Here is a 16383-nt window from a genome sequence, read left to right on the forward strand (position 1 = left end):
GGCCACGTCAGGCAGGCGTCAGTTCAGGCGCGCCCTGCCCGGCGCGCACCCTGATCTGCACCTTGCCGTCCACCAGCCGTGCATCCCATGTGCGCAGCCGGACCGATGCATCCTCCAGACACTGGCCATCTTCCAGACGGAAGTGCTGCTTATACAGTGGTGAGGCCACAACTCGCTGCCCCTTGATCTCCCCTATCAGCCCACGGCCAATAATATTGGCATGCGAAAACGGGTCATGGTTATCCAGCGCATACACACAGGCGGACTCAACCTGCGTGGCCGGAACATAGAACAGGGCAACCTGATTACCCTCGCACCATGCGACCACACCGGATTTTTCCACAAGGTCCGTTTGCGCGCACAGTTCCGTCCATGCCTGCGGGCCTGCAAGGCTCCCTGCCTCGGGCAGATTGGCAGCGGGCTTGACCTGATCACGCTCGGCCACGGTGCGAATGTTGGGGTCTGGGCGGGCATCGTTTACAAATGTGCGGAAGCGCTTGAGTTTGTCCTTGTCGCTCAGTGCGTCCCGCCATTCGCAATGGTAGCGGTCCACCACCAGTTGCATCTGGCGTTCCAGCTCTTCGGCAATGCCAAGGCTGTCGTTGATGATCACGTCCTTGAGGTAATCCAGCCCGCCTTCCAGATTTTCACGCCAGACAGAAGTCCGCTGGAGTTTATCGGCCGTGCGGATATAGAACATGAGAAAACGGTCTATATATTTTATCAGAGTTTCTGAATCGATGTCGGTTGCAAACAGTTCCGCATGGCGCGGCCGCATGCCGCCATTACCGCAGACATAAAGGTTCCAGCCGTTTTCTGTGGCGATAACCCCCACATCCTTGCTCTGTGCCTCCGCACATTCACGCGTGCAGCCAGAAACCGCAAACTTGAGTTTGTGGGGCGAGCGCAACCCCTTGTAGCGGTTTTCCAGATCAAGGGCCTTGCCCACACTATCCTGCACACCGTAACGGCACCATGTGCTCCCCACGCATGATTTTACGGTGCGGGTGGACTTGCCGTAAGCCTGCCCCGTTTCAAACCCTGCATCGAGCAGTTCGGTCCAGATTTCTGGCAGCTGGTGCAGTTGCGCACCAAACAGGTCGATCCTCTGCCCACCGGTAATTTTGGTGTAGAGATCATATTTTTTTGCAACCTGACCCAGCACGATCAGCTTGTCCGGTGTAATTTCCCCCCCGGCTATGCGTGGCACCACCGAGTAGGTGCCGTTCTTTTGCATATTGGCCATGAACGTGTCGTTCGTGTCCTGCAGGGGAATATACAGCGGGTCCGTTATGGGCTTGTTCCAGGCCGAAGCCAGAATGGACCCAACCGCAGGTTTGCAGATGTCGCACCCCAGACCGCCATGGCCATGCTGCTGCATCAGCTCTTCAAATGTCTGGATACCATGCACCCTGACCAGAGAATACAGCTCCTGCCGGGTATGGGAAAAATGCTCGCACAGGCTACGATCAACCGTAATGCCCCGGCTTTCCAGCTCCGTTTCAAAAACACTTTTCAAAAGGGCGGCGCACCCGCCGCACCCTGTGCTGGCTTTTGTGGTCTGCTTGAGTTCCCCCAGATCAGTGCATCCGGCATCTATTGTTGCGCAGATCGCCCCTTTGGTCACGTTATGGCATGAGCAGACCATGGCCGTATCGGGCAGGGCATCGGCCCCCAGCAGTTCCGCCCCTTCCCCACGCGGGAGAATAAGTGCTGCCGGGTCGGCCGGGGGTTTGATCGCGTTCTGCACGTACTGGAGAATGGTGTCATAATACGAATTATCCCCCACCAGCACGGCACCCAGAACACGGGTACCATCCCCGGACAGCACAAGCCGCCTGTAGGTGCCATCTGCCTCGCCTATAAAGCGGTAGCTCCTGCTCCCCGGTGTTGCCCCGTAGGCATCGCCAATGGAGCCTACATCCACACCCTGCAACTTGAGCTTGGTGGACATGTCTGCCCCGGTAAAAGCGGCTTCCTCGCCAGCCAGAATGGATGCAACCGTGCGGGCCATGGCATAGCCGGGCGCAACCAGACCAAAAACCTGCCCCTGCCAGGAGGCACATTCCCCAACGGCAAAAATGGCTGGGTCTGACGTACGGCAGCTCTGGTCAATCACAATACCGCCGCGTGCCTCCACCTCCAGCCCGCACTCACGCCCAAGCTGGTCCTGCGCACGAATACCGGCGGAAAACACCACCATATCGGTTTCAAGGAACGTATCGTCTGCAAAAATCAGGCGGTGCCGGCAGGTCTGCCCCGGCACAATCTGCTTTGTGGCGTGGGATGTGCGCACATCTATCCCCAATGCCTCGATCCGGCATTTGAGCGCATCCCCGCCTTCCTTATCCAACTGGGCAGACATAAGGTGCCCGCCAAGCTGGATAACGCTTGTGTGCAGGCCCAGTATTCTCAAGGCGTTGGCGGCCTCCAGCCCAAGCAGACCACCCCCGATAACCGTGCCGTGCTGTGCACCCTGTGCTGCTGCGCGGATAAGGTCCAGATCTTCCAGATTCCGGTAAACAAGCCCTGCCGTACCGGTATTTCCGGGCACCGGAGGCACAAAGGGGGTGGAGCCGGTTGCCAGAATCAGGGTTGTGTACTGCAAAGCGCCTTCTGCACTGTGTACGGTCTGTGCCTGCCGGTTTATGCTGCTCACGCGCACCCCACGGTGCAGGGTAATGCCGTGTGCTGCATGAAAATCTTCCGCATGCAGGCGCAGGGCCAGCGCATCCTGCCCGGTCATGTATTCGGTCAGGTGCACACGGTCATATGCATCGTGCAGTTCCTCGCCAAATACGTGGATGGCGCAATTTTCGTGCAGGCCGTGCATGACCAGCTGTTCTGCACAGTAGTGCCCCACCATGCCATTGCCGATGATAACGATAGTGCCGGTAGTGGCCATGGTCAGTAACTCCTCGCAATTTGGGAACAGGGGGTGGCAACGCAAATGCCCATATGCGCGCAAGGCTGCCCGGAAGCGTGCAACCGCCCCCGCAGGAGGCGTGCACACAGGGAAGAACGCATGTTACAGAAAACAGAATGGGAAAAACGCTGCACCATTATGGAACGGTTCCTGCGTTTGCACTGTGTGCAAACACGCCTTGTTCAGGCCAAGGAGCCGCCGTTGACCCCTGAACAACTCGCCGTTAACCCGTTACCACCGCCGTTGACGGTAACTGTTATGGGATGCTTCCAATTAGTTCCTTACACGAAATAAAATAAATAGGGAACCACATATCACGCCAAAAGCTGCCCCGGCTCATGGCATACGGACCTAGAACTTGAACTCCATGGTCTGCATATAAAACATGCCGCTTTTGGCCCCGGCCTCCCGCATGCCGTGAGATGAGGCAAAACCTGCAATATCGTGCGTCCATGTAAAATGTGGGGCAAAGCTCCAGGCAACCTGCACCTGGGGAGAAACTCCAACAAAGCCCCCATGCAGGTTATTGCGCCAGGCATAGGTCTTGCCTGTTCCGTAAACGGCGTCCTGTGTGCTCTCACGCCAAAAGGCCGGCACGTGCAGCCTCAGGCGCAGGTTGGGTTTGGGAGCGGCTGTAATCAGCGGGCCAACCCCCACAAGGTTCTGGGATGTCAGGGCGAGTGTAACATCGTTATAATATGGCAATGCGACATACGGTGTTGCAAAAGTGCCAACTGCACCATTCTTGCTGTTGTAATTCCCGCCGGAAAACACATCGGCCTGAATCCCGAAAGAGGGTTTCCCCAGAAGGTTTTTTGCATTCCAGCTAATACTGCCGTTAACCGCAAATGCCCGGACCGGGCGGGTTTGCGCATCCTTTTGCGCAGGACGAAACTGCCCACCCTGAAAAACCCCGGTCAGATTGACATCAAACGGGCCTGCATTCCCCCACAGACGCCCGCCTATATTATCCCTGCGGGTGGAGCCTGCTTCCGTCTTGCCCGTCTGGGCAAGCGGCAGAGCCGCATTGGCCCCGTTAAACAGGTACCCAATAAAAAACACATCGGCAAAAAGCTGGCTTTTCTGCTTCATGAAAGAAAATGATGGTAGTGCCGTGGAAGTATAGGCCCCATACATGCGGGCATTATAACTTGTGCCATCCGCAAATACATCAACCGGCGTTTTATTGGTCTGCATGAAGTCAAACAGGTCAACACGGAAGGACTTCCATACCGCGTAGCCACGCACGCCGTCCCATGTCTGCTGCACGTTGGGCAGGTCACGGGCAGACTGCATGGAAACCGGCGCATCCACAAACACCTGCCGCCCGCCAATAACCCCCATGCTCGCCCCCAGCAGATGCCCCTTTACCTCCAGAATCCCCTGCTGAAGGTCCAGCCGCTCGCGCTGTGTGCCTGCCTGATACCCGTAGTAATTGGAGCCACCGGCCACACCCCACAAAAACTCGGCATAGGCGCGCACATGTTCACCAAGATGCAGGTCTGCACCATACATGTTGCGCAACAGCACGCGGTTGGCGTTGGTTTTGCCTGCGGTGCCCATCATGGGCTGGTTTTCAAATATATAGCGTAGCCGTTCCTCTCCACTCAGGGAGAGCCAGATACTACCTGTGTTATTCAGGCGTATGTATTTAAGACGATTGAACCAGTCCTTGTTTCTTTTTGACAGCGGAACATTTGCGAGATCGCTCCAGTCCTCGGCCCAGCGGACCTGCCCAAAGCCTGCCATTGTTCCAAAGCCGCTGGCAGCCTGCTTGCCTGCGTTGAACACCCCCCAATCCTGTGTATGGGGGATGTGCCCCCCCGCTTTTGCGGGTTTGGGCGTGTTGTTTTTCTCCACCGCCACAATGGTCTGGCGTGCAGTCGGGGTTGTATCCTGCGCGGGAGCACTGGCAGCCTGCGCCAAGGCGGGGTGTAGCCCCACAGTGCCCAGCAGCACAGCCGCATGAACCGAGATTGGCCAGGTCTGAAAAAGGGCGCACCTGGGGCGCACGCGATTCTTGTTCAAGGTCACGTGTCATAATCCGTGGCTGTAAGGAAGATCAGGAAATTGCGGAAAGGCCGGTCGTGTCAGACCCATGTGCATCGGCTGGTTTGTTCCAGCTTCTGCGGCAGATGGAAACGCAGACAAGGGCCACCAGAGCGATACCGGCAAAAGCCAGAAACCCCAGACTATAAGACCCCGTTGCCTGCCGTGCGGCTCCCAGAGAGGAGGCCAGATAAAACCCGCCAACCCCACCACTCATGCCGACCAGCCCGGTCAATATGCCCACCTGCTGTGCAAAACGTGTGGGAACAAGCTGGAAAACGGCACCATTCCCCAGACCCAGCACCAGCATGCCCGCGAAAAAAGCAGGGAACGCCAGCCAGATCGTAGGCAGCCCCAAACCGATCAGGCCAAAAATAACGGTTGCGGCCCCATAGAGTATGCACAGCGCACGCTCGCCCCCAATACGGTCTGCCAGTGCGCCACCCAGCGGGCGGATAAAGGAACCAGCAAACACCACCAGCGCGGTGCAACTCCCAGCCACTGCGGGGGAAAGGCCATACTGGTCATTAAAATAGATGGTCAGGAAGGAGGCCAGCCCAACAAAGCCGCCAAATGTTACGCCGTAAAAGAACATCAGAGCCCAGCAATCGGCTTTTTTCAAAACCGGGAGCCACGCCACAAGGCCAGCGCTCGGGCGGCGGGGTGGTTCTTTGGCAAGATAGATAAAGGCACACAGCACAAGAACAAGCGGCAGCGTGGCCAGCCCGAACACGTTGGTCCAGCCATAAAGGGCCGCAAGCCCGGGCGCGAACAGGGAGGCAAGCGCCGTGCCGGAATTACCAGCCCCGGCAATACCCAGTGCCGTGCCCTGATACTGCGGAGGATACCAGCCAGATGCCAAAGGCAGAGCGACAGCAAAGGAAGCCCCAGCCACACCCAGAACAAAAGCTACGGGAAACAGACCGGCATAGCTGTGTGGTGCCAGCACCCACGTAGCGGCAAGCCCCGCAATAACAAAAGACTGCATGCCTATGGCAACACGGCGCGGGCCATAATGGTCAACCAGTGCGCCAGCAACAACCCGCAGCAAAGCACCTGCAAGCACAGGCATGGCCACCAGAAGCCCCTTCTGGCCGGAGTTCAGGTGCAGGTCATGTGATATGGCTATGCCAAGCGGCCCAAGCAGCACCCAGACCATGAAAGACACATCAAAATAAAGAAAAGCAGCATGTTGATTTTCACTGAGAACTGGGTTCTTCCGCACTTTTCGTGATGATGTTTTTTGATTATGCGGGCTGAAGGACACGCGCCCTGAGGAGTTCGAAGCCTGCTCTTCCGAACATGGTTCGCTTGATCATTTTCAGTCGGCTGATCTGTCCTTCAACCGGGCTGGTTGTCCAAGGTGTGACAAGAGACGCTTCAATGGCAGCCGCATCCCGTTCAAGCGCGGGAATCAGACGTGACAGCAGCGTCGTCTTTCCTTCTTCCAGCAGAGCCTTCAGATCGCCTCCCGTGCAGGTGTCACCCCTTTTACAGAGCAGGGTCTGCATTTTCCTGAGCCAGCAGAGTGTGACGGCAAGGTGCGGTTCAGCTTCCAGAAGGGCAGGAACCAGCAGTCCCTCCTGTCCGGCAGATAACGGATCCTCTGCGAGGAGAAGCCGCGCAAGTCTGCGTCCCCGAGGTGCAACGACATGCGCGGAAGGAACGGGTTTCGCGGAACATCCCTGTCGCGTCGCCACCCATTTCCAGACGGTGCCATATTGTCCTGCAAAGCCCTGCTCCAGGAGTTCCCGCCATAGCTGACGACTATTGCGACATCCTTCGGACCATCTCTTTTCCAGGTGGGCTGCGTAAGGCACGAGTATGCTGCGTAGCGGAACCGTCCTTTTCCATGGTGGTGCATGGCCCCGCTGTTGATTTTCACTGAGAACTGACCCGGGTAGGGCGGAAATTTTCATCGAGATTTGACCCATGCCTTCACACTCCCCGGCATCATCTGCTGGGGGGTTTTTGGAGTGATTGACATGGAGCTTCTGAGTGTGATCCGCCGGTGGCACTGCCGGGATCATCTTCCGATCCGCGAGATCGAACGCCGGACGGGACTGTCACGCAATACGATCCGGAAATATCTCCGGGCACAGAGTATTGAACCGCGGTTCCAGGTCCCCGAACGTCCCAGCCGACTGGACCCGTTTGCTGACAGGCTGAGGGGATGGCTGGTCCTGGAAGCCGCTCGCCCCCGCAAGAATCGGCGCACGGCGCGACGACTGCATGAAGACCTTGTGGCACTGGGTTATGATGGATCCTACGGACGGGTGGCCGCTTTCATCCGGCAGTGGAAACACGAACAGCACCAGGCACGCCAGACAACGGGTCGGGGTGTTTTTGTGCCCCTGTGCTTCCAGCCCGGGGAAGCGTTCCAGTTCGACTGGGGCGAGGACTGGGCGGTCATTGCCGGCCGTCGCGTCAAGCTGCAGGTTGCCCACACCAAACTGTCCTTCAGCCGGGCCTTCATACTCAGGGCCTATCCCCTGCAGACCCACGAGATGCTTTTTGATGCGCTGACCGAGGCCTTCCGCGTGCTCGGTGGCGTGCCACGGCGGGGTATTTTTGATAACATGAAGACCGCCGTGGACCGGATTGGCTCTGGCAAGGCACGTCAGGTCAATCTGCGCTTCATGGCCCTGGCCAGCCATTACCTGTTCGAGACGACCTTCTGCAATCCGGCAGCCGGATGGGAGAAAGGGCAGATCGAGAAGACCGTGCAGGATGCCCGGCGCCAGATCTGGCAGGATCTGCCTGCCTTTCCTGATCTGGGGGCGCTGAATGCCTGGCTGGAAGCCCGCTGCCTGGACTGCTGGGAACGGCTGCAGCATATCGAACTGGCCCGGAGCATCGCCGAGGTCCATGCTAGCGAGCGTCCTCACCTCATGGTGCCGGGGCGTCCCTTTGACGGGTTTGTCGAACAGACCAAGCGCGTCTCACCAACCTGCCTGATCCAGTTCGATGGCAACCGCTACAGCGTGCCGGCCTCCTTTGCCAATCGTCCGGTCAGCCTGCGGGTTTATCCCGACAAGCTGCGCATTATCGCCGAAGGGCAAGTTCTGTGCGTGCATGACCGGATCATCACGCGTTCGCATGGTGTGCCAGGCCGCACGGTGTATGACTGGCGGCATTATCTGGCGGTCATCCAGCGCAAACCGGGCGCCCTACGCAATGGCGCGCCGTTTACCGAATTGCCAGCCGCCTTCCGGACCCTGCAGGATCAACTGCTCAGGCGGCCTGGAGGCGACCGGGAAATGGCTGAAATCCTGGCCCTTGTGCTGCAGCATGATGAGCAGGCTGTCCTCTGCGCGGTTGAACTGGCACTTGAAGACGGCGTGGCGACCAAGACCCATGTTCTCAATACGCTTCATCGCCTGATCGATGCCAAGAGAACCGTGGTTCCCCGGCTCGATGCCCCACAGGCCCTGGTGCTCGAACACGAACCGTGCGCCGATACAGGGCGGTATGACATCCTGCGAAGGGACAGCCGCCATGCGTCATGATCCTGCGGCTGCTTCACTTGTGGTCATGCTCCGTGGATTGCGGATGTATGGCATGTCCCAGGCCACGGCCGACCTCATCGAGCAGGGGGCACCTGCCTTCGAGGCGGCCATCCCCATCCTCTCACAACTCCTGAAGGCGGAACTGGCCGAACGCGAAGTGCGCTCCATCGCCTACCAGACAAAGACCGCCCGGTTCCCCGCCTACAAGGACCTGTCCGGGTTCTCCTTTGCCGATACGCAGGTCAACGAGCCCATGATCCGCCAGCTCCATAGCGGGGACTTCATCGAGCGTGCTGAAAATGTCGTGCTGATCGGCGGTCCGGGAACCGGGAAAACCCACCTGGCGACCGCGCTGGCCATCCAGGCGATCACCCATCACCGCAAGAAGGCGCGCTTCTGGTCAACGGTCGATCTGGTCAATGCGCTCGAACAGGAAAAGACCGCCAACCGGGCCGGGCAGATTGCCGACAGGCTGCTCCGCCTGGATCTCGTGATCCTTGATGAACTCGGTTATCTCCCCTTCAGTGCGTCTGGGGGCGCCCTGCTGTTCCATCTGCTCAGCCGCCTCTACGAGCGCACCAGTGTCATCATCACAACCAATCTGAGCTTCAGTGAATGGGGAGACGTCTTTGGTGACCCGAAGATGACAACGGCGCTCCTCGATCGGCTGACCCATCACTGTCATATCCTCGAGACAGGAAATGACAGCTACAGGTTCCGCGCCAGCACCGCCGCGTCAAAAAACAGAAAGGACAGATCCTCTTCTTGACCGCCCGCCCGACTGTGCCTGAAATAGCATCTGGCTGGGTCAATTCCTGATGAAAAACCCGGGTCAGTTCTCGGTTCTTCCGCACTTTTCGTGATGGGTATCTTGTACTTAGGTTCCGGAACTGGGAAATCCAGAAAGTCGTTCACTTTCATGGATATTCCCCAGTGTCACGCCTTCGGTCTCTTGATCTTCCCCGTTCCCTCGTCGTTCGTCGTGTTGTTGCACTGGACAACAGAGTGGAGATCGAAGTCGGTCTGCGAAAGCGGAGTGCAGTGTGTCCGGACTGTCAGTGCCCGACACGACGCATTCACAGTTTCTATCAGAGAAAACTCGCGGATCTTCCATGGCAGGGCCGTCCAGCCACGCTGATCGTTTCTGTGCCGCGCTTTTTCTGCCAGACGATGCTTTGTCCACGTCGGACGTTTGTCATGCCCCTTGAGGGGATAACCGTGCGTCATGGCAGACAGACCACACGTCTTGCCGATCTTCATTATTATATCGCCCATACCCTGGGCGGTTCCGCTGGAGCACGAATGACCGTGCGCCTGTGTTGCCCCATCAGCGCCGATACTCTTGTCCGCCGTCTTCTCTCACGTGCGCAGAACACCACAAAAGGCATGGCCCGTACACGTGTGGTGGGGGTGGATGACTGGGCATGGCGGCGGGGACATCACTATGGAACGATTGTGGTTGATCTTGAGAAAAATGATGTCATTGACCTCCTGCCAGATCGGGACGCTGATACCCTTGCCCGATGGCTGCAGGTCCATCCCGGTATTGAAATCATTGCCAGAGACCGTGCCGGTGCTTATGCAGACGGATGCCGCAGAGGCGCACCATCCGCTCTTCAGGTGACAGACCGCTGGCATCTGCTGAAGAACCTGTCAGACGCTTTTGTCAGCATTCTGGACCGTTTTACGACAACAGTGAGGACCCTGACACGACAGCTGAACGTATCAACGGCAGTAAGCAAAATATCTGAAACAATCAGAGCGCATCCAGAAGAGGCGCAGGCGGTCGTCAGGTCAGCCTCTGGGGAACGACGTGATATTCTTTTCAAGGAAGCTCTTGCCCTGAAAGCAGAGGGACACAGCATTCAGGCTATCGCCACAACGATCGGGGTAGAGAGAAAAACCGTGCGGCGCTGGTTTCAGCGGGGCCATGCACCACCATGGAAAAGGACGGTTCCGCTACGCAGCATACTCGTGCCTTACGCAGCCCACCTGGAAAAGAGATGGTCCGAAGGATGTCGCAATAGTCGTCAGCTATGGCGGGAACTCCTGGAGCAGGGCTTTGCAGGACAATATGGCACCGTCTGGAAATGGGTGGCGACGCGACAGGGATGTTCCGCGAAACCCGTTCCTTCCGCGCATGTCGTTGCACCTCGGGGACGCAGACTTGCGCGGCTTCTCCTCGCAGAGGATCCGTTATCTGCCGGACAGGAGGGACTGCTGGTTCCTGCCCTTCTGGAAGCTGAACCGCACCTTGCCGTCACACTCTGCTGGCTCAGGAAAATGCAGACCCTGCTCTGTAAAAGGGGTGACACCTGCACGGGAGGCGATCTGAAGGCTCTGCTGGAAGAAGGAAAGACGACGCTGCTGTCACGTCTGATTCCCGCGCTTGAACGGGATGCGGCTGCCATTGAAGCGTCTCTTGTCACACCTTGGACAACCAGCCCGGTTGAAGGACAGATCAGCCGACTGAAAATGATCAAGCGAACCATGTTCGGAAGAGCAGGCTTCGAACTCCTCAGGGCGCGTGTCCTTCAGCCCGCATAATCAAAAAACATCATCACGAAAAGTGCGGAAGAACCCAGTTCTCAGTGAAAATCAACACTAAATCAGCCGATAGCGGCTGACGTGCGCTTCCTGCGCCCGGATGACTGGGACGCCTGCGCGGGAGAGGCCGATGCAGCAGGTCCATGCTTCTGTGGGCTTGATCTGGCCGCAGGGGCAGGCGACTTGACCGCGTTCAGCTTCTACTGGCCCGAGACTGGCAAGCTGGTCGTCAAGGCGTTCCTGCCCGGTGAGCTGGTGCAGACCAAGCAGGCGGAAGACCACGCACCCTATGCCGAATGGGTTTCTGCCGGGCTGGTAGAACTCATACCTGGCCGGGCGATAGACAGGTCATGGCTGGCCGTATGGATTGCCGAGGCCATAGACGGGCTGGGCGTGGTATCCATCGGGTCCGACCGTTGGTGCCTGTCCGATTTTCTGGCAGTCTGTGACCGAGAGGGCATTACCCTGCCAATGGTGCCGGTCGGCATGGGTTTTAAGGACCAATCGCCTGCCATTACCGCGTTCGAGACGGTGGTGCTGCAAGGCACCCTCAAGCACACAGGCAATCCGCTCCTGCGCTGGGCTGTCAGCAACGCCGCGCTGGACACGGACCCTGCTGGCAACCGCAAGCTGTCCAAACAACGCGCCCGTGGCCGTATTGACCCGCTGGTGGCCAGCGTGGTGGCCGTAGGGCTTGCTGCACGGGAACCCGCCGAGGAAGAATTATTTTTTGACGTGATCGCCTTGTGATGTTGACACCAGACTCCGGCTTTGGCAGGTTCGGCAACGGAGCTGATAACTCCTGATGCTACAGCGGGCGCTGCACGAAAGCAGAAATCCGCACATACGAATTCTCTCCGGGGGCGGTAAGGGTATGTCCAGAGGGCAACCTTAAAGCCTTACCGGCCTGTCTGTAGCCAGGTTTATCACCCCCGGAGTCTGTGCAGCCTGATAACTGCGCTTGCTCCGGCAATCTTGCTACAGGAGCCGCACGTCATGCGCTCATTGTCTCGCCGTGAAATTTTCCCCGCACTCGGAGCCACCGCGCTGGCAGGCATCGCCGCCGCCGGACTGGCCAAACCCGAAACCCTGACCGCAGCACCCAAAGCGAAGTCGCTCCCCACATCTGAGGAGCGGCTTATAGCGCTGTGCGAAGAATTCATCAGGATGGAATTCGCAGTGAATGCAGTGCACGCAACTTGCGAAACCTTTGAGCAGGAAAAAGCCGTAGAGCCAAAGCTGGAAGCTCTCTACGAACAGGAACGCAAAATATTCGATCAAATAGAGGCGATAAAAGCCACCACCTTAAAGGGATTTATCGCAAAAGCACGCGCCTTTGCTGCGTGGGATAGGGGCAATTACCTGTCCAGAGACAGCGGAAACTGGGACATAGCGATGATCGGCAACATTATGCAGGAGCTAATTGCCCTTGGCCCCAAAGACAACCTTGCCGAACTTTGCCCGACGATTGCGTAAAAACCTATGGACAAAAACATTTAGTTTACGCCATAACACCTGTGGGTGATTTCCATAGGTTTTAAGGTTTCGTATCACATGACAAAAAAACTCCTACCAATTCCTCAAGTGCCGGTGAGGGTTGCCGCAGCCATTAACCGCACGTCACAGCTTGCTATCAACGAGGCAATCTCAAAAGGGCTCTACCGCTGCGCCCCTTTTACTGTTCCCGGAAGCAGACGGATTTTCAGTGAGGTCGATATTCTTGGGCTGCGGGTGTTTTTTCATCTGAGCGGCACAGGATTTGATCATAAATGGGCTGGAGATATGGCTTGCCATGTCAGGACATGGGCCAACTCTCCCGCGCCTCGTGGCCTGAGACTGGTCGAAGTCAGGTTCCCCTGCAATCTCAGTTATCCAGCAGGCATCCCAATTTTTGAGGATGAAAACGGCAACCTTGTGGATTTTGACCGCAATCCACCTAAAGCAGACCGCGAAATGGCCCGCTCTACAATCTCCATCGCCGTTGACGGGCACCTTGAAGATATTCGGGCAGTCTTTCAGCAACTTATCGATCAAGGGGTCATTGCGCCTGTGCATTTGAAAAGCACAGACGCTGCACCTGACTACGCTTATGACGTAGTGAAGGAAGTTCAAAAATCATGACATTACGAGAAATGCAGGCCCGCAAAGCAGAAATTGCGACCGAACTACGCGCCCTGAACATGGCAAACCCGGACGCTCTGCCAGCGGAAGCACAAAACCGCTGGACGGAACTCTCCAGCGAACTGACCACACTGGAAGCCCGTATGGCTCGCCAGACACAGATTGACGAACTGGACCGCACAGCCCCGGCTGACCGCGTAGGCGGCGGCGCACCCACCCAACCGGAAATCCGGGTGGCCGGGTTCGATCTGCCAGCACAAACACCCGAAGGCTTTGACGGCCTGTTCCTGCGTAGCCAGGACGGGCAGAGCGTCCCGGTTCTGGAAGCCCGGCATAACCTTGCCAGCTTCCTGCCTGACACGGAAAGCCGGGCACAGGAGCTTGGCCTCGGTGGCTTCCTGCGCGCACTCTATCGTGGGCCGCAGACCGAACTGGAACGCCGGGTCATGTCCGAAAGCTCCATTGGTTCCGGCGGTGCATTGGTGCCGGTGCCGGTTGCAGCAGGCGTTCTTGATGAACTGCGCGCTGCCACGGTGTCCTTTCGGGCAGGGTGCCGCACGGTTCCCATGTCCAGCCAAAGCCTTACCTTTGGACGCCTGACCAAAACGCCCGTGGGTGCATGGCGTGCAGAAAATGCGGCCATTGCCGAGGACGAAAGCACCTTTGGCCAGGTCAAAATGACCGCCAAGTCATGGGCGTTACGCTGCAAGATCAGCCGCGAACTGCTCGAAGATGGGCAGAATGTGGATAGCATCATCCGCACGGCTTTTGCAGCATCGGGCGCGCTGGCGCTGGACCAAGCCATTCTGTTTGGTGACGGCACGGCTAACAGTCCGACCGGCATTGTCAACACGGCAGGCGTCCAGACAGCAGCTCTTACCGGCAAGCTGAGCAATTGGGACCCAATCCTTGACGGCGTTCTTGATCTGGAAAACGTGAACGCGGGCAAGGTGTCGGCCATGATTATGGCGCCGCGCACCAACCGGGCAATTCGCGGTTTCAAGGATGCCAACGGCAACCCGCTTTCCGCCCCGGCTGACGTTTCCTCCATTCCGCGCCTGACCACCACGTCAGTTCCTGTTGACCAGGGCGCGGGCAATAACGCCAGCACCATTGTCATGGGCGATTTTAGCCAAGTCTACGTGGGTATGCGGACAAGTCTGCAAATCTCGGTGCTGAACGAAATCTACGCCGAAAACGGCCAAATCGGCTTCGTGGCGTGGATGCGGGCGGACGTTCTGGTCGTGCGGCCCCAGACCCTGCTGACCCTGACAGGCATCACCCCATGACCCGCGTGACCAGCTTCGTGGAAAGGCGTTCGTGCAGCGTGGAATTCCGCGCTGCCGGTCGCAAACTGGAAGGCTATGCCGCCGTGTTCGGTGTTTCGGCTCCTATTGGGAATTTTTCCGAAAGCATCCGTTCCGGCGCGTTTGCTAACTCGCTTTACTCAAAGCCGGATATTTTGGCTTTGGTCGATCATGACCCGACCCGGCTGCTGGGCCGCACGGCATCCGGCTCCCTCAAACTGCGGGAGGACACTTACGGCCTGCATTTTGAGCTTGCCGTGCCAGACACCCAGCTTGGTCATGACGTTCTCGCACTGGCGGAGCGACGCGACCTGGGCGGCATGTCCTTTGGCTTTCGGGTGCAGAAGGACGAGTGGAGCGGGACAGACAAGCGGGAACTGCTTGAGGTCGATCTGGTGGAAATCAGTGTCGTGCAGGCGTTTCCTGCCTACGGTGACACCAGTGTTTCCGCCCGAAGTCGTCGGGCGGGCATGACCCCAGCGCAACGCTTGCGCTTTCTGGAGACGCTCAGATGAGCTTTCTTGACCGTCTCTTTAGCCGCTCCGAAAAGCGCGATAGCGTTGCCGCCGAACCCGTCATGCCCAGCCTGTGGTTCCCACGTGGTCCCGGCAATCCAGAAGGGCTGTCAACCGTTCTGGCCTGCGTCAACGCCATTGGCAGCGGCATAGGGTCGCTGGACGTGTTTGTTTACAACACGTCCGGTAACACCCGCACGGAAGCCCCCAGTCACCCCGTGGCGCGGCTGATACGTCAGCCCAACCGCACCCAGACATGGCCCGATCTGGTGGAATGGGTCATGGGCAGCGTGCTGCTGTCTGGCAATGCGGTGCTTGTGGTGGATTATGACGGGGCAGGGCGTCCGTCTGGCCTAACACCCGTTCCGTGGCAATGCGTCCAGGTAGACCGGCTGGCATCCGGTCGCCTGCGTTACACCGTGGTTGCATGGCAGGGCATAACACGCACTTATCTGGACGATGAGGTATTCCACCTGCGCGACCGTTCGGACGATGGACTTGTCGGCCGCAGTCGTTTGAGCAGGGCAAGGGATGTGCATATGGGTGCGGCCGCGTTGCAGGATTACAGCCTGTCCATGTGGCAAAATCAGGCCACGCCTAGCGGCATCATCACTTTCGAGACAGCCCGCCCCGGTAATGACGCCATAAAAGACCTGAAAGAGGAAGTGCGGAGCAAGTTCTCCGGCACCGGCAATGCTCGCCAGGTCATGGTCATGTCCAACGGCATGAAGTGGCAATCCATCGGCATCAGCCCAGAGGATGCAGAAGCGCTGGAAAGCCGCAAGTTCAGCGTGCAGGAGCTTTGCCGGGTCTATGGCGTTCCACCGCCGATCGTGCAGGACTACAGCAACAACACGTTTACGAACGCAGCACAGGCCAGCCTGTGGTTCGCCACCAACACGCTGCTGCCGTGGGCGCGCAAGATAGAGGCGGAGTTCAAGCGCTCGGTGTTTGGTGCGTCCAGCCCGTTCGAGATGCACATAGATCTGTCCAGCCTGATGCGTGGTGACTACGCCACCCGCTGGCAGTCCTATGGCATTGCCATTCAGAACCAAATCCTGACTGTGGATGAAATACGCGAGCAGGAGGGATACAACCCCAAGCAGGAGGATGCAGCGTGAAGTCGCGATATGACCATTTGCCGCCGGGACTTTTGCCAATCTTTCTTAGGCGTCAAGCTGCATCTGCGTTTTTTGATGTAAGTGAAACAACTTTTGACAAGATGGTGGAGCAAGGTCTGGTGCCAAGACCTGTTCGGGTTGGTTCCATTTCCCTTTGGTTTCGCCCTGCTCTTGTTTCTGCTGCTGCTAAAATGACCGGCACTGATCTGCAATATTCCGCACAGGCGGAAACGCAGGAAGCGCCAAATGAATGGGATGCGATTGTCGGAAAATGATACAGATAAAGCG

15 protein-coding genes are annotated in these 16383 nt (G+C 57.9%); 11 read left to right on the forward strand and 4 right to left on the reverse strand.

Going from position 1 to position 16383, the window contains the following annotated elements:
* Positions 1-7 precede the first annotated feature (7 nt).
* The gene (gene nirB / locus LKE65_RS06920) at positions 8-2905 is read right to left on the reverse strand and encodes a nitrite reductase large subunit NirB (protein WP_278740821.1); all 2898 of its coding nucleotides are present in this window, start codon (positions 2903-2905) and stop codon (positions 8-10) included.
* Between the two features lie 120 nt (positions 2906-3025).
* Here nirB and LKE65_RS06925 point away from each other — a divergent pair, with 120 nt between their 5' ends.
* On the forward strand, positions 3026-3220 hold the full coding sequence (locus LKE65_RS06925; protein ID WP_003631118.1) for a hypothetical protein: 195 nt from the start codon (positions 3026-3028) through the stop codon (positions 3218-3220).
* A 57-nt stretch (positions 3221-3277) separates the two neighbouring features.
* Here the strand turns inward: LKE65_RS06925 and LKE65_RS06930 are convergent, their stop codons facing one another.
* The 3 genes from LKE65_RS06930 to LKE65_RS06940 are packed head-to-tail and all read right to left on the reverse strand — an operon-like array spanning position 3278 to position 6909.
* Positions 3278-4939: an alginate export family protein gene (locus tag LKE65_RS06930; protein WP_278740822.1), complete on the reverse strand. Its 1662-nt coding sequence runs from the start codon at positions 4937-4939 to the stop codon at positions 3278-3280.
* Between the two features lie 49 nt (positions 4940-4988).
* Positions 4989-6200 carry a nitrate/nitrite transporter gene (locus LKE65_RS06935; RefSeq protein WP_278740823.1) on the reverse strand — a complete coding sequence of 404 codons (1212 nt, stop codon included), beginning with the start codon at positions 6198-6200 and terminating at the stop codon, positions 4989-4991.
* Between the two features lie 22 nt (positions 6201-6222).
* On the reverse strand, positions 6223-6909 hold the full coding sequence (locus LKE65_RS06940; RefSeq protein WP_278740824.1) for a hypothetical protein: 687 nt from the start codon (positions 6907-6909) through the stop codon (positions 6223-6225).
* A gap of 51 nt (positions 6910-6960) precedes the next feature.
* Between LKE65_RS06940 and istA the strand changes: the two genes are divergently transcribed.
* From istA to LKE65_RS06990, 10 genes are all read left to right on the forward strand, one after another.
* Positions 6961-8484, forward strand: a complete 1524-nt coding sequence (gene istA, locus LKE65_RS06945) for an IS21 family transposase (protein WP_165926476.1) — start codon at positions 6961-6963, stop codon at positions 8482-8484.
* Complete coding sequence (gene istB, locus LKE65_RS06950) at positions 8474-9253, forward strand: IS21-like element helper ATPase IstB (RefSeq protein ID WP_025437151.1); 780 nt, start codon at positions 8474-8476, stop codon at positions 9251-9253. The genes istA and istB overlap by 11 nt, the downstream gene beginning before the upstream one ends.
* A gap of 164 nt (positions 9254-9417) precedes the next feature.
* Positions 9418-11031, forward strand: coding sequence for an ISL3 family transposase (locus LKE65_RS06955; protein WP_278739923.1), 1614 nt, complete (start codon positions 9418-9420; stop codon positions 11029-11031).
* A gap of 81 nt (positions 11032-11112) precedes the next feature.
* On the forward strand, positions 11113-11781 hold the full coding sequence (locus tag LKE65_RS06960; RefSeq protein ID WP_278740825.1) for a terminase TerL endonuclease subunit: 669 nt from the start codon (positions 11113-11115) through the stop codon (positions 11779-11781).
* 246 nt (positions 11782-12027) lie between these two features.
* Positions 12028-12507, forward strand: a complete 480-nt coding sequence (locus tag LKE65_RS06965) for a hypothetical protein (protein WP_278740826.1) — start codon at positions 12028-12030, stop codon at positions 12505-12507.
* Positions 12508-12585: 78 nt separating this feature from the next.
* Positions 12586-13152 (forward strand): hypothetical protein, encoded by a 567-nt coding sequence (locus tag LKE65_RS06970; RefSeq protein ID WP_278740827.1) that lies wholly within the window; start codon positions 12586-12588, stop codon positions 13150-13152.
* Entirely contained in the window at positions 13149-14441 is a 1293-nt protein-coding gene (locus tag LKE65_RS06975) for a phage major capsid protein (protein ID WP_278740828.1), read from the forward strand. The genes LKE65_RS06970 and LKE65_RS06975 overlap by 4 nt, the downstream gene beginning before the upstream one ends.
* Positions 14438-14974 carry an HK97 family phage prohead protease gene (locus tag LKE65_RS06980; RefSeq protein ID WP_278740829.1) on the forward strand — a complete coding sequence of 179 codons (537 nt, stop codon included), beginning with the start codon at positions 14438-14440 and terminating at the stop codon, positions 14972-14974. Before LKE65_RS06975 ends, LKE65_RS06980 begins: the two co-directional genes overlap by 4 nt.
* Positions 14971-16095: a phage portal protein gene (locus LKE65_RS06985; protein WP_278740830.1), complete on the forward strand. Its 1125-nt coding sequence runs from the start codon at positions 14971-14973 to the stop codon at positions 16093-16095. The genes LKE65_RS06980 and LKE65_RS06985 overlap by 4 nt, the downstream gene beginning before the upstream one ends.
* Positions 16092-16370: a helix-turn-helix transcriptional regulator gene (locus LKE65_RS06990; RefSeq protein WP_048853811.1), complete on the forward strand. Its 279-nt coding sequence runs from the start codon at positions 16092-16094 to the stop codon at positions 16368-16370. The genes LKE65_RS06985 and LKE65_RS06990 overlap by 4 nt, the downstream gene beginning before the upstream one ends.
* Positions 16371-16383 lie beyond the last annotated feature (13 nt).

The sequence above is a fragment of the Acetobacter fabarum genome (assembly GCF_022483405.1).
GTDB classification, from domain to species: Bacteria; Pseudomonadota; Alphaproteobacteria; order Acetobacterales; family Acetobacteraceae; genus Acetobacter; species Acetobacter fabarum.